Raw genomic sequence first — 23,474 nt, forward strand, 5'->3', positions numbered from 1 at the left:
ATGAATATGCCCGGACGCAAGCTGCGCCTGAAAGCGCTCGTCTTCGCGATGCTGATCGGCGCGGGGGTCGCCAGCCCTGACGCATCGGCAAGAGCGATTCCTTGGAAGTCGAACCATTTCCAGTACGTGGCCGACCACAAGGACATCAAGGAGGTCCTGCGCGATCTCGGTGCGAGCGAGAACGTCATGACCTGGATTTCCCCGCACGTGGACGGTGTCGTCACGGGGCGGTTCGACGAGACGCCGCAGCGCTTTCTCGACCGATTGTCCGATTCGTTCGGCTTTGTCTGGTACTACGATGGCTCCGTGTTGCGCGTGTCGGGGCCGAACGAGGCGCGCAGCGCCACGATCGGGCTCGTCCACGCGACGACGAGCGATCTGCGCGGCGCGTTGTCGAGGCTCGGTATCACCGATCCGCGCTTTCCCGTGCTCTACGACGATGCGATGCGCACGGCCGTTGTTTCGGGGCCGCCGCGCCTCGTCGAGCTCGTGACCGATGTCGCCCGTCTGATCGATCATGACGTTGCGCGCAGCGATGCGCCGGAAGTGCGCTCGTTCAGACTGCACTATGCCTGGGCCACCGATCGCACGTTGACGATCAACGGGCAGCCTGTCGTCGTGGCCGGTGTCGCGTCGACCTTGCGCAGTCTCTATCCGGACAGCCCCGGTGCGCGAGCCGCCGACACCACGGCGGCGCCTGGAGACGATGCCTATCGGCTGCGCGATATCGGTGGCTCGGGCGCCAATCCGAACCCTGGCTACGGCGCGGGCGACCGTTCGTTCCCCCCCATGGCCAACATGTTCGGCGGCAACGGCTCGGCGCGCACAGCGATCAACCCGCCGCTGCCCGCGAACATGCGCGGTACGGACGCGAACACCGTCGTATCTCCGCTTCCCAACGATCCCGGTCCGACGAGTGCCGATTCGTCGTCGAGCCCCGGTCACTCCGACGAACCGATCATCCGAGCCGACGCACGCAACAACGCGATTCTCGTGCGCGCTCGCGCCGATGCGATGCCGGCGCTCGAAAAGCTCATCACTTCGCTCGATCGCCGGCCCGGCGTGCTCGAAATCGACGCGAGCATCATCGAGATCACCGAGACGGGGTTGAAGGAACTCGGGGTCGATTGGCGCCTGCACTCGGGTCATGTCGACATCGAGACCGGCAACGGCCAGAACACGCAGACCGGTTTCCCGGGTTCGGTCAATCCGCAAGGATTCCCCGCGCCGGGCAGTCCCGGCACCATCGGGTCGCTGACCACGGCCGCAACGGGCGCCGCGGTGGCCGCGACGCCGGTGGGCGGCGTGTTGACGGCCGTCATCGGCGGTACCGGGCGGTATCTGCTGAGCCGCATCAGCGCGCTGGAGCAAACGGACAACGCCCATATCACAGCCAGCCCGAAGGTGGCCACGCTGGACAATATGGAAGCGATCATGGACAACAAGCAGACGTTTTACGTGCCGGTCCAGGGCTTCGAATCGGGGAGTCTCTTCAGCGTTTCGGCCGGCGTGGCGCTGCGGGTGTTGCCGAGCATCGTCTCGGATCAGGGCAAGCCGCAGATCCGGCTCGACGTGCACATCGAAGACGGCAATCTGACAGGACAGAGTGTGGGGAATCTACCTGTCGTGAGCAAGAGCACGATCGATACGCAGGCGTTGATCGATCAGGGGCAAAGCCTGCTCATCGCCGGCTATACCGTCAACCAGGACGATCGCAGCGAATCGGGCGTGCCCGTGCTATCGAAGATTCCCGTGATCGGGAGCCTCTTTCGCTTCAAGCATCATCAGGGGCAGAAGTTTCAACGGCTGTTTCTGCTCACGCCGCGCGTCGTATCGGCCTCGCCCGACGATGCCGCGCCGTGCGATGCGGGATGCGAGCCGACGGCTTCCGTCGGCCATCCGATGACGTCCGTCGGTCAGCCGACGACACCTTCGTGGCAGCCTGGCCCACCTTTAGGACTGCCAACGAGATAAGACCGAAGCGCTGGGAGGAAAACGCAAGTCGGCGCAAGGGACCGGGCGGTGAGCCGGTCCCTTTGTCGTTGCAGGGGCGAAACGCCATCGATAAAAAAGGACCGGCGGGCCGGTCCTTTGCACTGCTCGAAGCGGGGAGGGCTAACGAGCGCCGCTCATGCGTCGCCAGTCAGCATCGCCCGACGCTTCTTCGCATCGTCGCGCCGCGTCATGCCGGCCTGCAGCAGGAACATCTCGAGCATTTCCTGGCCGTTGTCGCCGGCCTGGCCGCCGTTGGCCTGATTGGCCGTGTTGCTGGAGGCGTTCTGCGCGTTATCGGCACGACGCTGCTCTTTTTCCTCCTTGGTTTCGCGTCCCCCGGCAGGGCTTTCGTTGCGTTGCGCGGAACTGCCGCCGCCGCGGCCCGTCATCGCGCTCAGACGTTCGCTGAATTTCATCTTGGACGATCCGCCCGCGCTGCCTTCGAACGAAGTATGCGAGCGCTTGCCGCCCATCGAGAATCCGCCGCTGCCGGCGATGCCGAGTGCTGCGCCCGCCGCGACGCCGGCATAGGCCGAGCCCGAGCCGGAGCCCGAAGCGCCTTCGGGCATGACCTTCGACTCCAGCGAGCCGAGCTTGTCCTGCACCTGGTTGCCGATCTCCATTTCGGAGACGTTCTTGACGACACCTTTCACCGTTTGCGCGACATTGCCATGCAGCGCACCGCCGATAGCCTCGTCGAGCTGTTGGCTGCCGATGTGCGCATTGACCAGCACTTGCGTGCCGACGGCGGCCATCGCCCCTTCGGGCGTCAGATCGGAGGCGACTTCCATCGCATCCATGCCTGCCTTGCCGAGGTCCCCGAACGCGGTGCCCCAATGACCATGCACCGCATCCTTGCCGGCCTGAACGGTATCCTTGATCATGCCTTCGGTACCGTTGACCACCTCGGCACCGACCTGATCGACGCTCGATTTCACATCGTTCTTGACGGTGTCGTAGCCTTTCTCGACCTTGCCCATCGCGTGGTCCATGCCCTTGCTCAAATGCATGTTGGCGAGCGAATCGACGGTGGCTTGGCCCACGGCGGTACTGGCGTCGGCTACCGTATTGAAGCCGTCCTGCGCGGTCTTCACGGTATCGTCGAGCGCCTTCTGCCAATGCCCGTGAATGACATCGCCGCCGGTCTTCGCGAGGTCCTTGCCGACCGTGCTGACGTCTTTCCCGAGTTGCTGGCCGACCATCCCGACGCCGGTCTTGATGCCTTCGCCCACTTTCTGCATGCCTTTTTCGGCCTTGCCCATCACGTGGTCCATCTTCTTGCTCAGGTGCATGTGAGCGAGCGAATCGACGGTGGCCTGTTCGCCGGCCGTGCCGGCGTCGTAAGCGGTCTTGGCGAGGTCCTGCGTGGCCTGCATCGCTTGATTCAAGGCCTTTTGAATGTGGCCGTGAATCATGTCGTCCGCTGCCGCCAGCGTGTGCTCGGCGACATGCGCGAAGTCTTTGCCGATGGTCTTGCCCACGTCCTCCGCGCCCTTGACCACGCCTTCGCCGACTTTGGCGATGTCTTTACCTGCCGTTTCGAGCCCGTGGCCGACGTCTTTCGCGACGTTCTTGATGTCGTGCCCCAGATGCTCGAAGCCGTGCTTGATTTTCGAAAAAATGCTCATGGCAAATCCTTTCGAACGGTGCCTGTGAAATGTGAAAAGCCGGCGTTGCGCCGGCCTCTTCCGCGGGGATCAGATGCCGCTCGCGCCCGACGCCTTTTGCTGCTGCATGATCTGCTGCAACATCTGGATGATTTCGCCGAGCATTTGCACTTCCTGGTTCGTCCCGCCGCCGTTTCCGTTTCCGTTTCCGTTGCCGCCCGATTGGCTGCCTTGCGATTGCAGTTGCTGGAGCATCTGCGTGATTTCGGCAAGCATCGATTCGATCGATTGCGGCTGGTTGCCCCCGCCTGCGTCCGAGGGTCCGCCCGCATCGGAGGGTCCGCCTGCATCGGAAGGACCGCCCGCATCGGAAGGACCGCCGGCACCGGAGGGACCGCCCGCACCGGAGGGACCGCCCGAGCCGCCGCCCGCGCTCGACGGACCGCCGCCGCCGCCGCCGCCACCACCACCACCACCACCGCCACCCGCGCCGCCGGCTCCATCGATCATCTGTTTCAGCATGCTCAGGATTTCGCTGAGGATCTGCATCATCTGGTCGTTGTTCTGACCGTTGCCCGACTGGCCGTTTTGCGATTGGAGCTGTTGCAGCATCGAGAGAATCTGCTGAAGCATCGAGTCGAGCGACGTCGACTGGCCACCGTCCGTGGCATTCGACGGGCCGCCCGCATCCGACGGGCCGCCCGCATCGGATGGGCCGCCCGCATCCGACGGGCCGCCTGCGCCCGAGGGTCCGCCGCCTCCGCCCGAGGGGCCGCCCGCGCCCGACGGTGCATCGCCGCCGCCCGTACCGGGTGACGAGTTGCCGCCGCCGCCCTTCGTATCCATGCCGGTTTGCGCGTTCTGCTTTTGAATGGCCTGCTGGAGCAGGTCCTCGATCATCTGCAGCACTTCCGCGAGGATTTGTTCGAGTTGCTGAACCTTGTTGCCGCCCGAGCCCGTCGGGCTGGAGAAATCGAGTGAATTGATGCCCGAGCCGAATGAATTATCGATCGATACGCTCATGAGTCACCTCGTCGTCATGAATGGTGGATGCGCACTGCCTGCCGGCAATGCGGGGTGTTTCGCCGCGCGACGAAGCGCCCACCCGAGTTCCGGCTCGGAACGCAAGGGCACGGCGCATCGCTCGGAATCGACGATACCCGGCGGCCGGCCGTCCGCTTGCGGATAGCGGCGAACTCCACTGGACCTCGGCGAAACGAACTGAACGAACGTGGCCCGATACACGTGCAGCGATGAAGCAGGCCGGCAAGCGCCGATGCGCAAACATCGATCGTCGGTTTCGACGATCGATGCGGTAACGGACAGCGGAAGGAAAAAAGGCGGGCAGCCGCGCTCTTAGAGCTCGGCCACTTTCATGGCCGACAGCAGACGGCGGCCAGGCAGTTCCGACGAGCCGGAAGCGGGGGGTTTGCAATCGGATGGCGTGGGTATCGGCTCCTCGTCCGGCGCGTCGGACGCCGAGAGATCGAGCTTGTAGCCGAGCGCGTAGACCGTCTTCAGGTTGGCGCCCGTGCAGCCCGAGAGCCGCAGCTTCCTGCGCAGTTTGTAGACGTGCTGTTCGATCGAACGACCCGCGACGTCCTCACAGGCACCCCAGACGCTGCTTGCAATCTGCGCACGGCTCAGAAACTTGCCGGGGCTCGAAAAGAAGAGCCAGGCCATGGCGAACTCGCGCGGCGTCAGCGGAATCTCTTCGCCGTCGATCGTGAGCGTGCCGATGTCGCGACGCAACGTATAGGGCCCCACGGCAATCACGTCGTCGACGCGTTCCTGAGTCCGGCGGCTCAGGGCGACGTGCACACGCAGCCGCACTTGCTCGAGGTCGAAACGGCTGGCGACGTCGGTTGCGCCGGCATTGATCCATCGCAGCATCGCCGACCAGTTCGAGAATGGCGTCAGCACGATGACCGGCGTGCATAAGTCGGCGTTGCAATTGCGCCAGGACAGCAGCGAATTGACGAGCATTGAATTGTTCTTCGCATCGATCAGCACGACGTCGAACGCCGTCGTGCGCATTGCGCGAAAGAGCGGCAGCTCGGCGCTGAACGGGTCGACCGCAATCGCCTCGTCGGCGAAACAGTCGGCCACGCTGGCCGTGAGCTGGGGGTCCTCGGTTACAAGAGCGAATCGCACTTTATCCTCCTTTCAGCGCGCTTCGTCGACGAAGCGTTTCGTGTAATAACGGCGCCGCCACTGCGCCATGGGGCATCGGCGTGGTTCGACCGGACGGTGAACATACTGGTCTCTCATGACAGATGTTTCGTTTATAAGACGCTCGCTTGTTGTTGCGGTGTCACCTCCAAGTAGGACGCGCTCCCGTCGCGCCCGGCTTCATGAATGAAGTCTTGTTGTCCGTTAGTGCCGGCTCTCGGGAACTCGGATGCGTCAGGTTCATGCCCGTTTTGCGGCTTTTCACAGTATGCGTGCCGAACTCCTTACCCCGCGAAACGGCTGGCCGTAAAGGATTCCAGCGGCCCGTGGGGCGTCTTGATCAGGAAATCCCTACAGCCGAATCCGTCTTTCCCGATCTAAATCCTGTGAGCGTTGACGGCAAAGTGAGGCCTGCATCGGCTTTCGATATTCGAAACGTCGCAACTTTTTTCATGCTGGCGGGTACCTACAGTGAAATATCGAACTGGGTGGATTCTGAACTGCATGTTGCCGGTCGTGGAGATTTCGATCGGGCGGCCCAAGGCGGCGGCCTCGCGCAGCAACGACGCCGACGACGTCGCGTTGCTGGCGCGCATCGCCACGCGCGACAAGGCCGCGCTGGCCTCGCTCTACCGCGAGTACCACCGCCGGCTCGTTCGTTTCCTGGCGCGCTTCACGCGGCGGGAGGACCTGATCGAGGAGGTCGTCAACGATACGTTCCTCGTCGTCTGGCAAAAGGCCCACGAGTTCAAGGGGCACTCGCGCGTCTCGACCTGGCTCATGGGCATCGCCTATCGTGTGACGCTCAAGGCGCTGCGGCAAGGCTTGCTGCCCACCGAATCGTTGGAAGGCGAGCATGAGGCGCTGGCGGGCGAGCCCGGTGTCGATCACGAGTTGATCGACTGGCTCAACAAGGGGTTGACGAGGCTCACGCCCGAGCAGCGCCTCGTGATGGAAATGGCTTACGTGATGGGATATTCGCTCGATGAGATCGCCGACATGACGGGCTCGCCAGTCAGTACGGTGAAGGCCCGGATGTTCCATGCCCGTGTCAAGTTGCGCAATGTCATGCCGGCGTTGGCCGGTTTTGCCGAGGAAGACCAGTGAAAAATACATCGACCGACAACGGTTGCGAGCGTACTCACCTGCGCGTGTGGGATTTGCTCCCTTGGGTCGTCAACGGCACTGCTTCCGAGTCCGTTCGACGCGAGGTCGACGAACATCTGCGCGAGTGTATCCACTGTCGCGAGGAACTCGTTCGTCAACGGCGTGTGCATGCGGGCATGAATGCCGGCGGCGGCGTCGAGCTGCCCGTCGAGCGCGGGCTCGACCGATTGATGCGAAAAGTCGAGGCGCGGGACGAGCCCGCGGTCCCGCACGTTGCCGCCGCGGCCGGTGGCGCGGCCCGCAGCCGCTGGGCCTGGGTCGCCTGCGGTCTGGCCGCCATGGTGCTGCTCGAAGCGGGTGGGTTCCTCGCGCTTGGCGTATCCCATCAGCCGGCCGCCTACCACACGCTGTCATCGCCCGACGCCCTGTTGCCGCAGGCATCGATACGGCTCGTCATCGACGCATCGATGACTGCCGGCGAACTCCAGGCGCTGCTCGTGCCCCGCAATCTGCAGATCGTCGGCGGCCCGAACGAGGATGGCGTCTACTCGCTGGGCGCGCTCGGCCAAGGCCACGACATCGAAAAGGACGTCGCGGCACTGCGCGCGGCGCGCGGCGTGCGTTTCGTCGAGCCCGTCGACGGAGTGCGCAGCGCTCAGTGACGCACGAGCGTTTCGTCAGACCGTTGAATCGGCCGCGAGGCGGCAGGACGTTTACAATGGTGACCGGGTTTGGGCTGCTTCCAAACTCCCGGCAATCGTGCGATGCTCAGCGTCGTCCGGTCCATGCCGGCATGGCCTCTGGCCCGCTGACGGTCGCCAGCGCGCTCCATCTGTCCCACATATTGAACGGAAAGTCTCGTTGTGCCGCTGAGGACTGCCAAGACGCTTCTCCCGCGCCTACGGCGCCATGCCGAGGCGATGCCGGGCACGCGGCTTTCGTGTCGCGCTGTCGTCACTGCGGCGATGATTGTGCTGACCGCTCTGTTCGCGCCCCTTGCGCGCGCCGAGCACTTCGACATCGTCTATCCGCGGCTCACGGTCATCGACGATCAGCGCGCGCTGTTCGCGAAAGCCGTACTCGATCTTGCGATGCGCGAGGCGCATGCCGATTACACGATTCGCCGCTCGAGCGATGTAATGCAGCGCGAGCGGGCATTGCGCGAGCTGGCGGCGGGACGCTCGATCAATCTGGCGTGGGTCAGCATGTCGGCGCGCGACGAAGCGATGCTGCGCCCGGTGCGCATACCGATCTATCGCGGGTTGATCGGCTATCGTGTCCTGCTGATTCGCAAGGACCGCCAGGCCGAGTTCGACAAGATCGATTCGCTCGCCCAACTGAAGACGTTGACGGGCGGGCAGGGCTTCGGGTGGGTCGATACGGGCATTCTGCGCGATGCGGGCCTGAATATCGAAACGTCGACGTACGATTCGCTGTTTCCGATGACGGAGGCGGGTCGCATCGATTATTTCCCGCGCGGTGTCGTCGAAGCGTGGACCGAATTGGCGGCACGTGGGGCAGCCAATCCCGATCTCGTCGTCGAACGTCATCTGTTGCTCGCTTACCGCTCGGATTTCATTTTCTATACGAGCAAGCATGACGATGCGCTCGCCAACACGATCGAGACCGGCTTGCGCGCGGCCTATCGCGATGGTTCATACAAACGGCTGTTCGATTCGCAGCCCGATATCCGATCCGCGCTCGAGCGCGCCGAACTGGCCCGCCGTACGGTCATCCATCTCGACAATCGGTATTTGTCGGATGCGGACCGCGACATCCCGGGGGAATACTGGATGGCTAACTGAGCCGCCGGTGGCATGAAGGCAGGGTTTTTCTGAAGTCGATATGAATCTCAACGCGTCAATTCTCGGGTGGCGCCCCCTCGATCGCGTGCGCGGCAGTGTCGTCTTGCGGTTGTTCGTCATCGTATTCGTGTTCAGTTGCGTCGTCACGCTCGCGCTGACCGCCGCGCAGCTGTGCCGCGATTACTGGCTGGGGGTCGAGCACGTGCAAGACCGCCTCTCCGAAGTGGACCGCATCTACCGCGACAGCCTCGCGGAAGCGCTGTGGCGACTCGACCGGTCGCAACTGAACCTCGAACTCGAGGGCATGCTTCGGCTCGACGACATCAGTGCGGTCCAGGTGCGGGAGGCCGGCGCCGATCCGTTGATCGTGTCGGCCGGCCATTCCGTCGGCGCGACGGCGACGCTTGCGCGGGACTACCCGATCATGCGCAGGGGGCAGGACGGGGCGCAACGGCAGATCGGCACGCTGCACGTCGAGGCGACGCTCGCCGGCCTTTACCGTTCGCTCGCGCGAACGGCGGCGCTGATTCTCGTGAACCAGGCGGCCAGTACGTTTCTCGTCGCGCTTTTCATCACGTGGCTGCTCAACCGGCTCGTGACGCGACATCTGGCCGCGATCGCCCGGGCCGTTGCCCGCTACGATTATCGCGAGCTGCCGGTGCCGTTGATACTCGAGCGTGGCAAGCGCACGATACCGGACGAACTCGATCGCGTCGTATTGGCCACCAATGCCATGGCGCTGCGCGTCTACGGCGCGTATCTCGACGAGCGCGACGCCGCGGCCGAGCGCGAGGCAAGGCACGCGGCCGAAGCCGCGAACAGCGCCAAGAGCGCGTTTCTCGCCAGCATGAGTCACGAACTGCGCACGCCGCTGAACGGCATTCTCGGCTATGCGCAGATTCTTCGCCGCGACGGCTCGCTCGGCGCGACGCAACGCGAGGCCGTCGGCGTCATTCAGCGTTGCGGCGAACAATTGCTGGCATTGATTCACGATGTGCTCGACTTCGCGATGATCGAGGCGGGCCGCATGCGTGTCGAAGTCGCGGATGTGCCTCTGGTGGAGGCCGTCAGCGCGATCAGAGAAGTGATCGTGGTCAAGGCCACCGACAAGGGGCTTCGATTCGTCTGCCACATTGAGCCCGATGTGCCCTTCGGTGTACGCGCGGACGAACGCCGTTTGCGGCAGGTGCTGTTGAACTTGCTGACGAACGCGATCAAGTTCACGGCGCATGGGACGGTGGAGCTGCGCGTGCGGCGCGGCACCGCGGGCGGCGCCACCTTCGAGGTGCGCGACACGGGTTGCGGCGTCGGCGCCGACGAGCTCGAGCGCATTTTCCTGCCGTTCGAGCAAGGCCGGCAAAGGAGCGGCCACGATGGCGGCATGGGGCTCGGGCTCGCGATCAGCCAGCAGTTCGTGCGCGCCATGGGCGGCGAAATTGCCGCCGAGAGCGAACTCGGCCGAGGCAGTGTCTTTCGCTTCGAGCTGCCTGCCGCGATCCAGGCGGGTACGCACGCGATCGCGTGCGAAATCGAGCGGGTCGCAACCGGCTATACCGGGGCGCGCCGTACGGTGCTCGTGCTCGACGATATCGCTGTCAACCGCGCGATCGTATCCGATCTGCTCGGCAGCCTCGGCTTCGAGGTGATCTCCCTCGAGAAGGCCGCCGACGGCCTCGCCGCGCTGATGCAATCGCAAGGGCGCGGGAGCCCTGTTTCGCTGATATTGACCGATATCGTGATGCCCGGCATGAGTGGGCTCGAATTCATCGAGCGCGTGCGCGCATTGAGCGAATACCGCAGTGTGCCGATCGTGGCGCTCTCGGCCAGCTCCTCGGCCGCGGATGTCGAAAAAACGCTCGCGGCCGGTGCCAATGTGTTTTTACCGAAGCCGGTCGACTTCGAACGATTGCAGGCGGAAATGGCGGCGCTGCTGGGACTCGAGTGGACTTATTCATCGCAGCCCGCGGGGCGCGCGCTCGATCTCGCGCAACTCGCGAGCGTCCTGCTGCCGACGCCGCCGGCGGAGTCGATGCGCGAGCTGCATGAGCTTGCGCGCATGGGCGATATGCGGGCCGTGCGCGGCTGGGCGGATGCGCTGAGTGCGCGCGACACCCGCTATGCGCCGCTCGCTTCGGCGTTGCGCGCGCTTGCGCGCGGCTATCAATCGAAGGCGCTGCTCGCGTTCGTCGAGCGGCATCTGCACGCGGGAGGCGCGCCTTGAATCAGTTTGCCGATCTCCAGCCGCGCACCGCGACCGTGCTGATCGTCGACGATAACCCCGCCAACCTGGGCGTGGTGGTCGATGCGCTCGGCGAGCGCGGCTTTCGCGTGCTGATCGCGCTCGACAGTGCGGAAGCGATCGAGCGCGCGCGATTCTCCCAGCCCGAGCTGATCCTGCTCGATGTCAACATGCCGGGCATAAACGGCTTCGATACCTGCCGGCGATTGAAGGCCGACGTACCCACGCGCGACATCCCCGTCATTTTCATGACGGTCGCCGATGGCCTGGGGGATATGGTCGAAGGTTTTATGGCGGGCGGTGTCGACTATGTGACCAAGCCCGTGCGTATCGACGAAGTCGTTGCCCGAATGAACGTGCATTTGGCCATGCGCGAAATGCAGATGACGCTCGTCAGGCAGAACCGGCAACTGCAGGAGGAGGTGAGGGTCAGGCAGAAGGCCGAGTTCAAGCTTTCGCGCATTCGCGACGAGCTCGAATTGCGCGTGGCGCGCCGTACCGAGCAACTCGCGCGTGCGAACGACGATCTGCGCGCCGAAATCGAGGAGCGCGAACGCGCTCAGGCGCGGCTGAAGGTCAGCGAGGCGCGCTTGCGCGAGATCGTCGAGGCAAGCCCGGTGCCGCTTTGCATCGGCTCGCTCGCCGAACCGCGCGTGTTGTATGCGAACGAGCAGTGGCGGCAATTGATGGGCGTGAGCGAGGCCGAGCAGGGCCATGTCGACTGCAACCTGCTCTACGCCGAACAAAGCGGTCGACGCAGAATCATCGAGCGTGCGCGGATCCAGGGGATGTCGTGCGACACCGACGTGCTCCTGCGCCGGCTCGACGGCACCACGTTCTGGGGCGCCATGACGGCCCGGCTCGCGACGTTCCAGGACGAGCCCGCGATGTATATCGGCATACGCGACATGACGGAGCGCAGGCGCATCGAGCAGGCGTTGCTCGAATCGCGCGAGCAGTTGCGTCAACTGAGCGCCTATATGGAGGCGATACGTGAAGAAGAGCGCAAGCGGATCGCACTCGAGATTCATGACGAACTCGGGCAATTGCTGACGGCTTTGAAGATGGACGTATCATTGCTCAAAATGCGATTGAGTGGCGCGCCCGATCTGCTCGGGAAGGTGAACGGCATGCGCGATCTGGTCGAGCAGACCATTCTGATGGTGCGCAATGTCGCGAATCACCTGCGGCCCGCGGCGTTGAATTTCGGTCTCGTTTCGGCACTCGAATGGCTGGCCGACGATTTCGGCAAGCGCACGGGCATTCCATGCCAGCTCGTGCTCAATGCCGGCGAGCCCGAGCTCGACGACGCGCATGCGACGGCGCTGTTCCGGGTCGTCCAGGAATCGATGACGAATATCGCGCGTCATGCGCGCGCCACACGCGTCTACGTCACGATGATGCGCGACGCACGTGGGCTCGTCCTGAACGTCAGCGACAATGGCTGCGGTTTCGATCCGGCCGCCGCCGGCACGCGCGATTCCTATGGGCTGCTGGGCATGAGCGAACGTGCACGGCTCATAGGTGCTTCATTACAGATCGACAGCGCACCCGGTTCGGGGACTGTGGTGTCGATCAGTATTCCTGTCGAGAATGGAAGAGAAGATGATCAAGATTCTGATCGCGGATGATCATGCCGTAGTCCGCAGCGGCTTGAAACAGATCATGGCGACGGCCACCGACGTGACGGTGGTCGACGAAGCCGCGAGCGGGGCCGACGTGCTCAGTAAGCTGCGATGCCGTGAGGTGGACTTGCTGATGCTCGACATCACGATGCCGGGTATCAGCGGCGTGGACCTGATTCGCCGCGTTCATGGCGAATATCCGGACATGCCCATTCTGATTCTGAGCATCCATAACGAAGCGCAGGTCGTCTCGAGGGCTTTGCGCGCGGGTGCGAGCGGCTACGTCACGAAAGATAGCGATCCCGAAGTGCTGCTGGCGGCCATTCGAAAGCTTGCAACAGGCGGGCGCTTCATCGATCCGACGCTCGTCGATGCGGTGGTGTTCGAACGCCATTCGAGCGACGTGCCGCCGCACGAGATCCTCTCCGATCGGGAATTCGAGGTGCTGCGTCTGCTCGCGAGCGGGCGCAGCATCAACGAGATCGCCGAGGCCTTTTCGCTGAGCGCCAAAACGATCAGCACGCATAAGCGGCGTTTGATGCAGAAACTCGGCGTGAGTAACAACGCGGAGTTGTTCCGCTATTCGATTCGTCATGGGCTCGCGGCGCAGTAACTGCCGCATCGGCGTTCGATCGATGCCCGCTCGTCACCGCCGACGCTGACTCATTCCCGTCCCGGTTTATTCGATCTGGCCCGCCGGGTTGGGCCGTCGTTCGTCTTGGCATCGTCATCGAACCGGACGCGCCGCCCGGCCACCGTCCAGCGGCGCGAATCGGCGCCGACGACGGCGGCCGTCGTTCCGGCGAACGAATCCTGCCTATCGAGGGACGGCGAACGAAGCGTCGAATCCTGCACGGCATCGATGCCGCGCGGTGTGGGTTGTGTCGATTCCGCTGCCCGCCTGAGCGCGCCGAGGGTCCGCGGGTCGGTCGGCATGGCGGACAACCACGCCTCGAGCCGGCTGCTGACGGGTTCGACGTCGGCCGGCAGCGTGGCTTGCGTCAACGACACCGAGGCGACCGGTTGTTCGCTCGACGATGTCGACGTGTCCGAAGGTTCGTCGACGATGTGCTCTTCACTGATGTCGCCCGCCATATGAACGGCCTGAAAGTGATTGCCGAACATGACGATGCCGACGGGATCGGTTCCGAGCCGCGACGCTTGAAAGCGAATAGGACCGTCGATGCTGGGCATGATCAATTGCAGATTCATACTGGCGCCGTAATCGCGGTTGATCCGCTGCATCAGCGCCGCGATCGCCGGCTCGTCGTCGTAGAGCATGCGGTCGCCGCCTTCGATCTCGGGATACTCGCGCGCCATCGCTTCGCGGTAACGCGATGCCTGAGCCGCGAGCAGCGGCTCGGATTGAGCGTCATAGCGGCCCGTCGCGTGCTGAAGCAGTGAAATGATCAGGCAGTCCATCGAGGCATGACCGCTGTTGTCGGCGGCGCGAATCCCGTGCTGCGCGAACCATCGCAGCGTCTCGTCGCGCCCCGCGCCCATCATCATGTCGCGCTGCCGCTCGAGTTCGAGCGGTTCATGGCGTTCGGCTACCGGTATCGCCGCTTGCTCGGGACGCGGCACGAACACGTTCTCCGGGCGCGCCGCAGGCACGTCCGGATGCGTGACGCGCGCGCTGCCGCCGAGCTCCGGGATAGCACGCAGTGCGAGTGCGGCGGCTTGCGCATCGAATGAGCCTGCCAGCCCGTGCGCATCCGCGTCGGCCGAAGCGATGAAGTCGTTCGCTGGGGGCGATCCCGTTTGCGTTTCAGGAAGCGGCGTTTCGGGCGGCGGCAACGCCGATTCGACTCGTTCTACAACCGTATCGCTCCTGTGCGGCGCGTCCGTCGGGGGCGGTGCCTCGGATGGCGGCGGCTGAATCGCGAGGCTCGTCAGCCGTTCGCGTACGCCCGGGCTCAGGCTTTTGCCGAGATCGGCCGCCTTGCGCGTTTTCGACAATGGCACTTGGGCCACTGCGTGAGCGATGGGTGTGGCGACCGAGATGGCAAGGCTATCGGCGAGCATCGCCATTTGACGCGTTCTGAACTTCGCCTGGGTCGCAAGCGGTGCGTGTCGATAGCGCCAGTTGTAATACCCGGTCGTGCCGCTCAGTTTGCCTGAACTGAGCTTCGCCCCGCCGACCGAAACCGTGATTTCGTCGGGAATGTCCCGTGCTGCCTCGATGCTCGCGAGCAACCGGTCGAGCGACGCGTCGCTGTGTCGATCGCCCAGATCGACGAGCATGGCATTCGTCGCCGGCAAGTCGAGCTTCGTCACGACGGGTTCGCCGTCTCTTGCGAGCGTCTCGACGAGCTTGGCCATGCTGGTCTTCTGGAACCGCGCGCGTTCGCCCGCGGAATAGGGCGCGGTAACGGGCGCGGTGCCTTGCGCCACCAGACGCGCGTCGTTCTGATCGCCGAACGCCGGCTTTTGATGAACCCCATGACTGGCCAACTCGGCCTTGTGAATATTGAGCCCCAGGCTCGCCGCCGAGCCGGAGATATTGACCGCGGCGGCCAATGCGGCCGCTCCGGCGTTCGTCACCGTATAGCGTTCACGCTCGCCGATCGCCATCGATTTGGCGAGCTTGGTCGCATCCACCTGCTTGCGCGCATCGGTGCTGAACAGTGCGCGGGCATCGGCGCTTTCGATGGCCGCGAGCGCCTGGGCTGCTGCTCGCAGGGTGTTGCGCGCCTGAACCGGATCGGTCTCGGCAACGGCTGCCTTCATCCGCGACTGCGCGAGTTCGAAATGAAGCCAGTCGCGCAAGCAGGCCTTGACCTCGGCACGACGGCCGGCACGCAACGTGTTGCGCGCCGCGGCCTTGCGCCGCGAATCGCGGGCGCCGGTCCGTTCGACCTCGGTGTTGAAGTCGTGCAGCGACGCGAGCGATTCGCTCACGCGGCCCAGCAGCAGCCGTCCCATGCTGTCGAAGCGCATGCGATCGGGCGTTTTCCATGCATCGGAGACGGTCGACGCTTTGAATTGACTCGCGTGTGTTTCAGCGAACGAGTCTTCGAGCGCTTTCACGGCGGTTTCATCGGTACCCGCATTGGCGATCCCGCGACGCAGCGCCGCGTAATCGGTCCAGTTCCTGACTGGATCGAGATCGTCTTTCGTCGAATCGCGGCGCGCGATCTCTTCGAGCGTGGCAATGAGTTTGGCCTTGGCCTGCTTGCGCACCTCGGGATTGTTCGTCACGCGTTTTTCGGCGATGTAGGTGCGATAGGCTTCGGCGCGTTCGGTTTGCTGCTTGGCGGCGTTGCCGGCCAGCAGGTCCGTCGACTTGGCAAGCGCCACGATCGCGCGTTTCGCTTTGGCCTCGCCGTCCTTGCTTGGACCCGAACCGAGCTGGTAGCCGACATAAAGCGCGGCCACGAGCGCGACAGCGCCCGCCGTCGCGCCGGCGGTGGCGGCAAACGACGAGATGACGACGGGCGTGAGGATGCCGAGCAGCGTCGCCGTATAAGTTGCCGCACCCGACGCGACACTGACGCCGAACGCGCGCTTGTTGCCGTGATACTCGATCTTTGCGCTTTCGGCCGCGGTTTTGTAATCGGATTTCAACTCCATGCGCATGCAAAACCGCGCATAAGCGACGCTGAGTGCGGTGCCGGCGGCACGCATGTCGCGATCGGCCTGCTCGCGCGCTTGCGGTGCGGCATTCGGATTCGCCAGCCGAGTACGCGCGTCGTCGAGATCGGCTTGCGCACGCTCCATTTTTCGCACGGCGTTGCCGATTTTTCGCAGTTCCAACGCAAGGCGTGCCGATGCACGCATGACATTCGGACCTGTCTTCGCGCTCGGCGTCGCATCGGCCTTGCCAAGCGGCATGATTTCCTCGGTACCCGAATTCCGGAACCGGATGTTGGCCGAATCGAATGCCAACTGCGTCGAAAGCAACGTCAGCAGCAGTTGCACGCCGGAGAGCGCCGTCTTCGCCGGCAGATGAGCCGAAGCCGCCAATTGCGCGGCGCTTACCGCCCCGTTGACAGTCGAGGAGACGGTCAGGCGCTGACGATGCAACGCACCGGTACCGGTCTTTTTGAAGCTGTCGATGACTGCGTCGGTGTCGTCGAGCCCTACCGTTTCAAGGAATGTCGCGATCATCTCGCGGTAATAGTCCTCGTCTTTCGATCCTTCCGGCAACAAGCGCTGATCTCTCATCTCCGCGGGGATCGAATCCGGTCGTGCGCGCTCGAAGTTCAGCGCCGTCAGGCGAGCCAGTCCGACGATCGACGGCTGCTTGCGCTGCCCTTCGGTCCAGCGTTCGCAGATGCCGAGCGTCGTCGTCTCGTCCCAGCGCTCGACGCTGACAGCCGGCTCGAAGGGAACCTTCTTCATGTCGAACAATTGCCCGAGGCGGCCCCGCACGCTGCCGCGCGCGGGGTGCGCCGCTGCCGATCCTTCCGGCTGCCGGGCGGATTGCGGTGGCCGGATCTCCGCCGCGGGAGCAGCAGTGGGAGAGGTGGGTGACGGGAGGATGCGGCGCAGGGCGGATTTCATGTTGGCGATGCAGGGGGGGATTCGCGACCCATGCTAGGAAAGTGATATTGCAATTCCGGTGGCCGCGGCGAAACGCCGTGCCCGACAGCGAAATCGATATTCAGCGTGCGCTCGTCAACGGTGAGCGGAAATAACGCCACCATCCCCGCACCATGCGGACGAGCGAGGGCAGGCTGCCGAACGCGAACCGGGCGGCATCGATCGATGCGGCGCGCCAGCTCAGCGCACCCGAGCGGATATCGCAGCGGCACAACGCGAACGTATAGCGCAACTCGTCGACCAAAAGATATCCCGTAGCGAGGAGCAAGGCCAACCTCAGCGTCCATCGGTTCAGTCCCGCGTGCGCGGCGACATCGATAGCAACATCGCGATGCCCGAGTTCCTCGCGCGCATGCCAGCGCCACAGCTTCGCCGCGTGCGATTGCCCATCGATCAGCAAGGTGCCGTGAGAGACGACCTCTTCGGAGAGTACGGCGGTCAAGTGCTCGAATGCGGCGACGAGCGCTATCTTCATCGGCAAATCGAGCCGCTCGAGTTCAGCCGTCACGCGGTTTGCCCGCTCGGCGACGGCCTGCGCGCCTGGCAGGCCCCCAATCAGCGCATCGTTGTAACGCACGTGCGCTTGCCGATGCGCGCGCTCTTCGCGAACGAAACGCTCGACTTCGCTGTGCAGCCTGGTGTCGATAGGCGCGGGACAACGCGTACGCCACGTTTCGAGCGTGTCGATGAGAAAGGCCTCGCCGGCGGGGAGGATCAACGAAAGCGCGTCGAAGAACCGGCTGCGCACGAGTGTGCCATTCCAGAACAGCGGTTTGCCGCGGCGGGCGGAAGCATCGTAAGTCGGCGTCATGTCCGGCGTCCCGGTTGTGCGCGAATCGGCACGTTCGCGTTCGCGCGGGAGCCTCGATCCGTCAGCCACAACCTGGGGCCGTCCGTTAGCCAACGGCGCACGAACGCGATATAGCCGATTGGCGCCGCGGTGGGATCCGTTTCGAGCCGACGCGCCACCTCGAACCATCGCAAGGCAGGTTCGCAGTGGTGCGTTCGGTGCAGCGACCGGTGCAGCAGGACCCAGCCGAGGCCGAACGGAAGCGCAATGTCGTTCGCGATCGAGCCCTGCGGACGCCGGCACGAGGCGGGGGCAATCGCCACGCCATAGTGCTCGGCCTGCGTGAGGATGAAATCGAACCATGCCGACAGTGCGAGCGGAATCAGATAAGCGACAGCGATGGTGCGTGGCGCGTAGCGCAGCCCGACCACAATCGATAGCGCAAATACGACCCACCAGACGAAGGCTGCGTTGCGCCGGGCGCGTTTGGCCCGCGGCACCATCGACCATCCCGTTCGCGTCAGATGCCAGGCGACCCAAGGCACCTCGAGCGGGGCCAGCAGCCAGATCCAGCGCGTGCGCCAGCTTCGAGCATAGAGCGGCCCTTCGGGATCGGCCTCGGTGCAGGGGAGGGGATGGTGTGCCAGATGAAAGTAACGGAAGGCAAAAAAGTTCTGCCCGACCAGCGCCGCGCATGCGGTGCCTATCGCGTCGCTCACGTTGCGATTACCGATGAACGTCCCGTGCGCGCACAGATGCTTGGCTTCTTGACACCCGGTCAGCAGGAGCCCTTGGAGCAGCATCAGCGGAGCGAGGAACCACGGGTTGGTGCAGATCGAAATCAGAATCGTATTGACGAGGACGGACGACAAAAACAATGCGCTGGGCCAATCGCTGTACGTGCGCGGCCGAACGCGTCCGGTCGTGGAGTGCGTGGCGGATCGAGTCATAGCAATGCGGCGAGCGGGTGGGCGATGCGTTGTATCGTAGGCAGCGCAAGCGCAGACCAAACCGGACGCAGTATCGACAAAGGAACCGTTCCTCGCAGGAGCACCCCGTAATCGAGCGATCGCTCATGCGGGAAATAGTCCCGCTTGATCGAGACGATCCTGTCGAAGCCGCGCGAGGCGTAGTAGCGCAACTGCGGATCGAGGGGCAGGCCGCGGCGCCGGGCATGGACGTAGTCTTCGACGTGCCCTTCGGGATGAGCCGCCATCCAGTCGCGCAGACCGGGCACCGGAGAGCCGAGATAGATGTACCGCCAGCCGCGCTTGAGTGCGTAGGGCCAAAAAAATTTCAGTAATGCAGTGACACCGGCTTGATCGCGGCTCGTGAGGCTGATGCCGAATAGCGTCGTCCCTGTGGCAGGGGAGGGCAGTAATGTGCAGTCTTCCCAGCTCGTGACACAGCGGTGGAAGTCGTCGGCGACGGGCCGCATGAACAGCGAGGCGAGCAGTCGGCCGGATCGCGAGCAAAAGGCGCCGACGGCCAGATCGGGATGCGCGTCGATTCGCGCCTGGAGTTGGGCGCGCGACGCAGCCTGCACATCGGTCCACTTTTCCTGCTCCAACTCGAGCAGCGCGGGTAAGTCGCGGTCGGTCAAAAAGCGCGCGTGCACGCGCTCATCGGCTAAAGGGCGAATTGCAATCTGCGAGAGAAAACGAAATGTCTGATCCATAAAGTTTCTTTGTAGCGGCTATTCGAAAAGTTTGTACGATTCATGCAAATCGAATTAGCGCTATTTCGCAGAATGTCTATGTCATGGTCGTGACAGGGAACGACCGATGCTTTGGCGGACGATGTCCTCGCGCCATGACCGCGGGATGCTCCGATGCGCTCGCGATCCTTTTTTAATAAGTTTTTATTCGCTGAGCTACGGGGTCGGTCGATCGTGCGCATTGAGCGTATCGCGCGGACGGTGTATAAACATCGGTGCCATAGGAGATGCGATGACGCCCGCTGCGCTGCCCCTTTCCCGCATTCACCACGTTGCGATTATTTGCTCGGACTATGAGCGGTCGAAGCGTTTTTACACGCAGACGTTGGGGTTGCGCGTCATTCGCGAAACATGGCGGGGGGAACGCCGTTCGTGGAAACTCGATCTCGAAGTCGGCGAGTATGGCCAGATCGAGTTGTTTTCGTTTCCAGAGGCTCCGCCGAGGCCGTCGTATCCCGAGGCCCGGGGATTGCGCCATCTCGCTTTTGCGACAGACGATCTCGATGCGTGCGTCTCGTCGCTCACCGCGGCGGGTGTAGCGGTGGAGCCGGTCAGGCTCGACGAGCTGACCGGCAAGCGCTTCGTGTTCTTCAGCGATCCGGACGGCTTGCCGCTCGAACTTTACGAAGCATAGATCAGCGTCGGGCTGCCGATCGTTCGTGCTCCTGAGTATCGAGCAATACACCGCCCGCGGCGGAGAAGAGCACGATCATGATCGTGCCGACGATCCACGAGAAGTACCACGCGCCATAATTGCCCACGATGACACCGATCACGATCGCCGCGACGACGGCGGCCAGCATCACGGCGAATTGCAAAAACGTCTTCATGATTTACCCCATTAATAAGCGTGCGGATCGGCTTCGACATGTTCTGCCTTCACCTTGCCGCGCATGATGTAAAACGCCCAACTGGTATAGGCGACAATGGCCGGGACGAAAATAGCGGCCCAGCCCGCCATCCAGATCAGCGTATGGCGGCTCGACACCGAGTTCCAGACCGTGAGGCTCTGCGACGGGTGGCTCGATGACGGCAAGAGGAACGGAAACATGCTGACGCCGACCGTGCCGATGACGCCGATCCATGCGAGCGCGCCGCACCACCAGGCGAGTGTCGCGCGGCGCGCGCGCAGCGCAAAAAAGCCCAGCGTCATGCCGAAGTACGCGAGTGCCGGTACGAACCAAAGCGCGGGAACGGCGCGGTAGTTATCGAACCAGCCCGCGCTGACGAGCACCGCGGTTTGTTGCAGCGGGGTTTGCGCCAAGCCGGGCGCCGGTGCCTGTACGAGCCGATAGCCGTTCAGATGGATCATCCACCATCCGCCGATCGTGAACAGCGTGAATGCGATCGCAATGCCGACCGTGGCGGCGCGGCGCGCACGCGCTTGCAGGGGCCCGGGCTCCGAGCGTCCTGTGAGCATCACGCCGCCCATATAGACGGCAAGCGAGAGCGAAAGAATGCCGCACATCACCGCGAACGGATTCAGCAGCGAGACGAAGCTGCCGGTGTAGTGCGACGTGAGATCCCAGTCGAAATGAAAGGGCACGCCCCGCAGCATATTGCCGACACCCGCGCCGTAGACGATCATCGGCACCGTGCCGCTCACGACGAGCGCCCAGTCCCACACGTTGCGCCAGGCAGCCGTCGGCAGTTTGCTGCGGTACTCGAAGCCGAGCGGCCGCAGGATCATCGTCCAGAGCAGCAACAGCATGACGATGTAAAGGCCCGAGAACGCAGTCGCATAGAGCAGCGGGAATGCGGCGAAAACCGCCCCGCCGCCGAGAACGAACCAGACCTGGTTGCCGTCCCAGTGTGGCGCAACGATATTGAGCGCGATGCGCCGTTCGGTGTCGGTGCGCCCGACATAGCGCAGCAGCGCGCCGACGCCCATGTCCATGCCCACCATGATGCCGAGCCCCATCAGCAGCACGCCGAGCACCAACCACCAGAGCACCTTGAAGACTAGATAGAGTTCCATCTCGCAGTCCTTTTTATCGTGCCGGCGCAGCGGTTGCGCCGGTTCGAACCGCCGCCGGCTCCGTGATGGCGGGTGCCGTATCGCTGCCATGTGGCGCGTCGGGACCTTGGCGGATCGCTCTCACCATCAGGAACGCCTCGATGACGATGAATACCGAATAGAGCAGCAAGAAGCCGGCGAGCGAAAAGATCATGTATCCGACGCTGTGGCTGGACGCCGACATCCAGGTGGGTAACACACCATAGACCGACCATGGCTGGCGTCCGACCTCGGCGGTGATCCAGCCGGTTTCGCACGCGATGAACGGAACCGGGATCATCCATGGTGCGAGCGTGAGAAACCGGCGCCGGCGATGGACGTCCCCGCGCAATGACAAGATGACGGCGATCACGAAGTAGGCCAGCATCGAAATGCCGCAGGCCACCATGATGCGAAACATCCAGAACATCAGGAATACGTTCGGTACCGTGTCTTTCGAGGCCTTCGCGATATCGGCTTCGGTCGCTCGCTCGACGTCCTGGCCAGCCGCATAGCGCTTCACGAGAAACCCATAGCCGAGATCGGCCTTGTGTGCCTCGAACTGCGCGAGCGCAGCGGCGTTGGTCGGATCGGCGCTCAACACCTTCAATGCGGCGACAGCGGGAATGCCGTTTCTGATCCGTTTCACCGCATCGGCTTCGATGCGGTCCACGCCCGGCACCGTCGTATCGAACGTGTGCGTGAGAAGTGGCGTGAGCACATACGGGATCTGCAGACTCCAGGCGTTGCGGCGCTCGCTGTTCAGCGGCCATGCCGCGACGTTGAAAGGCGCCGGTGCGGGCTCGGTTTGCCAGAGCGCTTCCATTGCCGCCAGCTTCGATGGTTGGGCATGGCCGCCCACGAAGCCTAGCGCATCGCCGAGCGTAATGACGCCGGCTACCGAGAGCACACCGAACAGACTGGCCATCCGAAACGAGCGCTTGGCGAGCTCCATATGCCGGCCGCGCAGCATGTAGTAGGCGCTGATGCCCGTCACGAAGATGGCGGCGGTCACGTAGCCGGCAATGCTCGTATGCACGAACTTGGTTTGCGCATCTTCGCTGAAAATCAACGCACTGAAGCTTTGCAGTTCCATGCGCATCGTCACGGGATTGAAGGCGGCCCCTTGCGGGTTCTGCATGAAACCGTTGGCCACGAGAATCCAGAGCGCCGAGAGATTCGAGCCGAGTGCGACGAGATAGGTGACGGCGAGATGCTTGCCTTTCGAAAGCCGCTCCCAGCCAAAGGCCATGAGGCCGACGAACGTCGATTCCATGAAGAATGCCATCAGGCCTTCGATGGCGAGCGGCGCACCGAAGATATCGCCAACGAAGCCCGAGTAGAACGACCAGTTGGTGCCGAACTCGAACTCCATCGTGAGACCGGTCGCCACGCCGAGCGCGAAATTGATCAGAAAGAGCTTGCCCCAGAACTGGGTGATATCGCGGTAGATCGGCTTTCCGGTGATGACATAGACGGTCTCCATGACCGCCAGAAGAAACGACAGCCCCAATGTGAGCGGGACGAACAGAAAGTGATAGAGCGCAGTCGCGGCGAACTGAAGCCGCGAAAGCTCGACCACGGTATTGCTGATCATGTGAAGCTCCGGTAATAGGCGTTGCCGAATCGTGCGAATGGTGCGAACCGTGTGTCGGCAAAGACCCGGCACGAACGCGCGAACGCAACACGTTCGACTGTTATTGATTTTAATTAAGCGCCGCTGGATTTCTTGCGGCATACCGTCGCAAGATCCACGCAAACACGGGGCTCGGCGCGCCTCCGCGCGCCGGGCATCGTTTCGCGCGAGCGTGGTTCTGTTATGGTGCGTGCGGGTACGGTTGCATCGTTCTTCGCAATGGGTGCGACATCGTGCCGC

General features: G+C 63.6%; 18 protein-coding genes. 8 read left to right on the forward strand and 10 right to left on the reverse strand.

Translation table 11 applies throughout. From position 1 onward, the window contains the following. A complete protein-coding gene (gene sctC, locus ACO1XS_RS05550; RefSeq protein ID WP_486390185.1) occupies positions 1 to 1,974 on the forward strand; it encodes a type III secretion system outer membrane ring subunit SctC in 1,974 nt (657 codons plus the stop codon). Between the two features lie 155 nt (positions 1,975 to 2,129). Here the strand turns inward: sctC and ACO1XS_RS05555 are convergent, their stop codons facing one another. From ACO1XS_RS05555 to ACO1XS_RS05565, 3 genes are all read right to left on the reverse strand, one after another. Then, positions 2,130 to 3,623: a hypothetical protein gene (locus ACO1XS_RS05555; protein WP_486390186.1), complete on the reverse strand. Its 1,494-nt coding sequence runs from the start codon at positions 3,621 to 3,623 to the stop codon at positions 2,130 to 2,132. 69 nt (positions 3,624 to 3,692) lie between these two features. Then, positions 3,693 to 4,625, reverse strand: coding sequence for a hypothetical protein (locus ACO1XS_RS05560; RefSeq protein WP_486390187.1), 933 nt, complete (start codon positions 4,623 to 4,625; stop codon positions 3,693 to 3,695). A 333-nt stretch (positions 4,626 to 4,958) separates the two neighbouring features. Beyond that, positions 4,959 to 5,756 carry a response regulator transcription factor gene (locus tag ACO1XS_RS05565; RefSeq protein WP_331568474.1) on the reverse strand — a complete coding sequence of 266 codons (798 nt, stop codon included), beginning with the start codon at positions 5,754 to 5,756 and terminating at the stop codon, positions 4,959 to 4,961. Positions 5,757 to 6,245: 489 nt separating this feature from the next. On the opposite strand from ACO1XS_RS05565, the gene ACO1XS_RS05570 reads away from it, so the two are divergent. From ACO1XS_RS05570 to ACO1XS_RS05595, 6 genes are all read left to right on the forward strand, one after another. Next, positions 6,246 to 6,881, forward strand: a complete 636-nt coding sequence (locus ACO1XS_RS05570) for an RNA polymerase sigma factor (protein WP_331568475.1) — start codon at positions 6,246 to 6,248, stop codon at positions 6,879 to 6,881. Continuing rightward, positions 6,878 to 7,543, forward strand: a complete 666-nt coding sequence (locus tag ACO1XS_RS05575) for an anti-sigma factor (protein WP_331568476.1) — start codon at positions 6,878 to 6,880, stop codon at positions 7,541 to 7,543. Before ACO1XS_RS05570 ends, ACO1XS_RS05575 begins: the two co-directional genes overlap by 4 nt. 201 nt (positions 7,544 to 7,744) lie before the next feature. Beyond that, positions 7,745 to 8,686, forward strand: coding sequence for a hypothetical protein (locus ACO1XS_RS05580; RefSeq protein WP_331568477.1), 942 nt, complete (start codon positions 7,745 to 7,747; stop codon positions 8,684 to 8,686). Between the two features lie 40 nt (positions 8,687 to 8,726). Beyond that, positions 8,727 to 10,907, forward strand: a complete 2,181-nt coding sequence (locus ACO1XS_RS05585; RefSeq protein ID WP_331568478.1) for a hybrid sensor histidine kinase/response regulator — start codon at positions 8,727 to 8,729, stop codon at positions 10,905 to 10,907. Beyond that, a complete protein-coding gene (locus ACO1XS_RS05590) occupies positions 10,904 to 12,556 on the forward strand; it encodes a response regulator (RefSeq protein ID WP_331568479.1) in 1,653 nt (550 codons plus the stop codon). The genes ACO1XS_RS05585 and ACO1XS_RS05590 overlap by 4 nt, the downstream gene beginning before the upstream one ends. Further along, complete coding sequence (locus tag ACO1XS_RS05595) at positions 12,531 to 13,163, forward strand: response regulator transcription factor (RefSeq protein ID WP_331568480.1); 633 nt, start codon at positions 12,531 to 12,533, stop codon at positions 13,161 to 13,163. Before ACO1XS_RS05590 ends, ACO1XS_RS05595 begins: the two co-directional genes overlap by 26 nt. A 50-nt stretch (positions 13,164 to 13,213) precedes the next feature. On the opposite strand, the gene ACO1XS_RS05600 is transcribed toward ACO1XS_RS05595, so the two are convergent. The 4 genes from ACO1XS_RS05600 to ACO1XS_RS05615 all read right to left on the reverse strand — a co-directional run bounded on the left by ACO1XS_RS05600 (position 13,214) and on the right by ACO1XS_RS05615 (position 19,563). Next, the gene (locus ACO1XS_RS05600; protein ID WP_486390188.1) at positions 13,214 to 17,056 is read right to left on the reverse strand and encodes a type III effector protein; all 3,843 of its coding nucleotides are present in this window, start codon (positions 17,054 to 17,056) and stop codon (positions 13,214 to 13,216) included. Between the two features lie 100 nt (positions 17,057 to 17,156). Beyond that, the gene (locus ACO1XS_RS05605) at positions 17,157 to 17,906 is read right to left on the reverse strand and encodes a metal-dependent hydrolase (protein WP_486390189.1); all 750 of its coding nucleotides are present in this window, start codon (positions 17,904 to 17,906) and stop codon (positions 17,157 to 17,159) included. Then, entirely contained in the window at positions 17,903 to 18,835 is a 933-nt protein-coding gene (locus ACO1XS_RS05610) for a fatty acid desaturase (RefSeq protein WP_331568483.1), read from the reverse strand. The genes ACO1XS_RS05605 and ACO1XS_RS05610 overlap by 4 nt, the downstream gene beginning before the upstream one ends. Next, positions 18,832 to 19,563, reverse strand: a complete 732-nt coding sequence (locus ACO1XS_RS05615) for a hypothetical protein (RefSeq protein WP_331568484.1) — start codon at positions 19,561 to 19,563, stop codon at positions 18,832 to 18,834. Before ACO1XS_RS05615 ends, ACO1XS_RS05610 begins: the two co-directional genes overlap by 4 nt. A 271-nt stretch (positions 19,564 to 19,834) precedes the next feature. Between ACO1XS_RS05615 and gloA2 the strand changes: the two genes are divergently transcribed. Further along, a complete protein-coding gene (gloA2, locus tag ACO1XS_RS05620) occupies positions 19,835 to 20,236 on the forward strand; it encodes an SMU1112c/YaeR family gloxylase I-like metalloprotein (protein ID WP_331568485.1) in 402 nt (133 codons plus the stop codon). Between the two features lies 1 nt (position 20,237). On the opposite strand, the gene ACO1XS_RS05625 is transcribed toward gloA2, so the two are convergent. Genes ACO1XS_RS05625 through ACO1XS_RS05635 form a run of 3 tightly spaced genes read right to left on the reverse strand, consistent with a single transcriptional unit; the run spans position 20,238 to position 23,195 of the window. Next, positions 20,238 to 20,432 (reverse strand): hypothetical protein, encoded by a 195-nt coding sequence (locus ACO1XS_RS05625; RefSeq protein WP_331568486.1) that lies wholly within the window; start codon positions 20,430 to 20,432, stop codon positions 20,238 to 20,240. Positions 20,433 to 20,443: 11 nt separating this feature from the next. Beyond that, the gene (cydB, locus tag ACO1XS_RS05630) at positions 20,444 to 21,580 is read right to left on the reverse strand and encodes a cytochrome d ubiquinol oxidase subunit II (protein ID WP_331568487.1); all 1,137 of its coding nucleotides are present in this window, start codon (positions 21,578 to 21,580) and stop codon (positions 20,444 to 20,446) included. Between the two features lie 13 nt (positions 21,581 to 21,593). After that, positions 21,594 to 23,195, reverse strand: coding sequence for a cytochrome ubiquinol oxidase subunit I (locus ACO1XS_RS05635; RefSeq protein ID WP_331568488.1), 1,602 nt, complete (start codon positions 23,193 to 23,195; stop codon positions 21,594 to 21,596). Positions 23,196 to 23,474 lie beyond the last annotated feature (279 nt).

The sequence above is a fragment of the Trinickia sp. genome (genome assembly GCF_057351765.1).

What these genes read in the sequence shown, in the direction of transcription:
- sctC (WP_486390185.1), top strand. Translation starts at nt 1, where the DNA reads ATGAATATGCCCGGACGCAAGCTGCGCCTGAAAGCGCTCGTCTTCGCG.
- ACO1XS_RS05555 (WP_486390186.1), bottom strand. Translation starts at nt 3,623, where the DNA reads ATGAGCATTTTTTCGAAAATCAAGCACGGCTTCGAGCATCTGGGGCAC.
- ACO1XS_RS05560 (WP_486390187.1), bottom strand. Translation starts at nt 4,625, where the DNA reads ATGAGCGTATCGATCGATAATTCATTCGGCTCGGGCATCAATTCACTC.
- ACO1XS_RS05585 (WP_331568478.1), top strand. Translation starts at nt 8,727, where the DNA reads ATGAATCTCAACGCGTCAATTCTCGGGTGGCGCCCCCTCGATCGCGTG.
- ACO1XS_RS05595 (WP_331568480.1), top strand. Translation starts at nt 12,531, where the DNA reads ATGATCAAGATTCTGATCGCGGATGATCATGCCGTAGTCCGCAGCGGC.
- ACO1XS_RS05600 (WP_486390188.1), bottom strand. Translation starts at nt 17,056, where the DNA reads ATGAAATCCGCCCTGCGCCGCATCCTCCCGTCACCCACCTCTCCCACT.
- ACO1XS_RS05605 (WP_486390189.1), bottom strand. Translation starts at nt 17,906, where the DNA reads ATGACGCCGACTTACGATGCTTCCGCCCGCCGCGGCAAACCGCTGTTC.
- ACO1XS_RS05610 (WP_331568483.1), bottom strand. Translation starts at nt 18,835, where the DNA reads ATGACTCGATCCGCCACGCACTCCACGACCGGACGCGTTCGGCCGCGC.
- ACO1XS_RS05615 (WP_331568484.1), bottom strand. Translation starts at nt 19,563, where the DNA reads ATGGATCAGACATTTCGTTTTCTCTCGCAGATTGCAATTCGCCCTTTA.
- gloA2 (WP_331568485.1), top strand. Translation starts at nt 19,835, where the DNA reads ATGACGCCCGCTGCGCTGCCCCTTTCCCGCATTCACCACGTTGCGATT.
- ACO1XS_RS05625 (WP_331568486.1), bottom strand. Translation starts at nt 20,432, where the DNA reads ATGAAGACGTTTTTGCAATTCGCCGTGATGCTGGCCGCCGTCGTCGCG.
- cydB (WP_331568487.1), bottom strand. Translation starts at nt 21,580, where the DNA reads ATGGAACTCTATCTAGTCTTCAAGGTGCTCTGGTGGTTGGTGCTCGGC.
- ACO1XS_RS05635 (WP_331568488.1), bottom strand. Translation starts at nt 23,195, where the DNA reads ATGATCAGCAATACCGTGGTCGAGCTTTCGCGGCTTCAGTTCGCCGCG.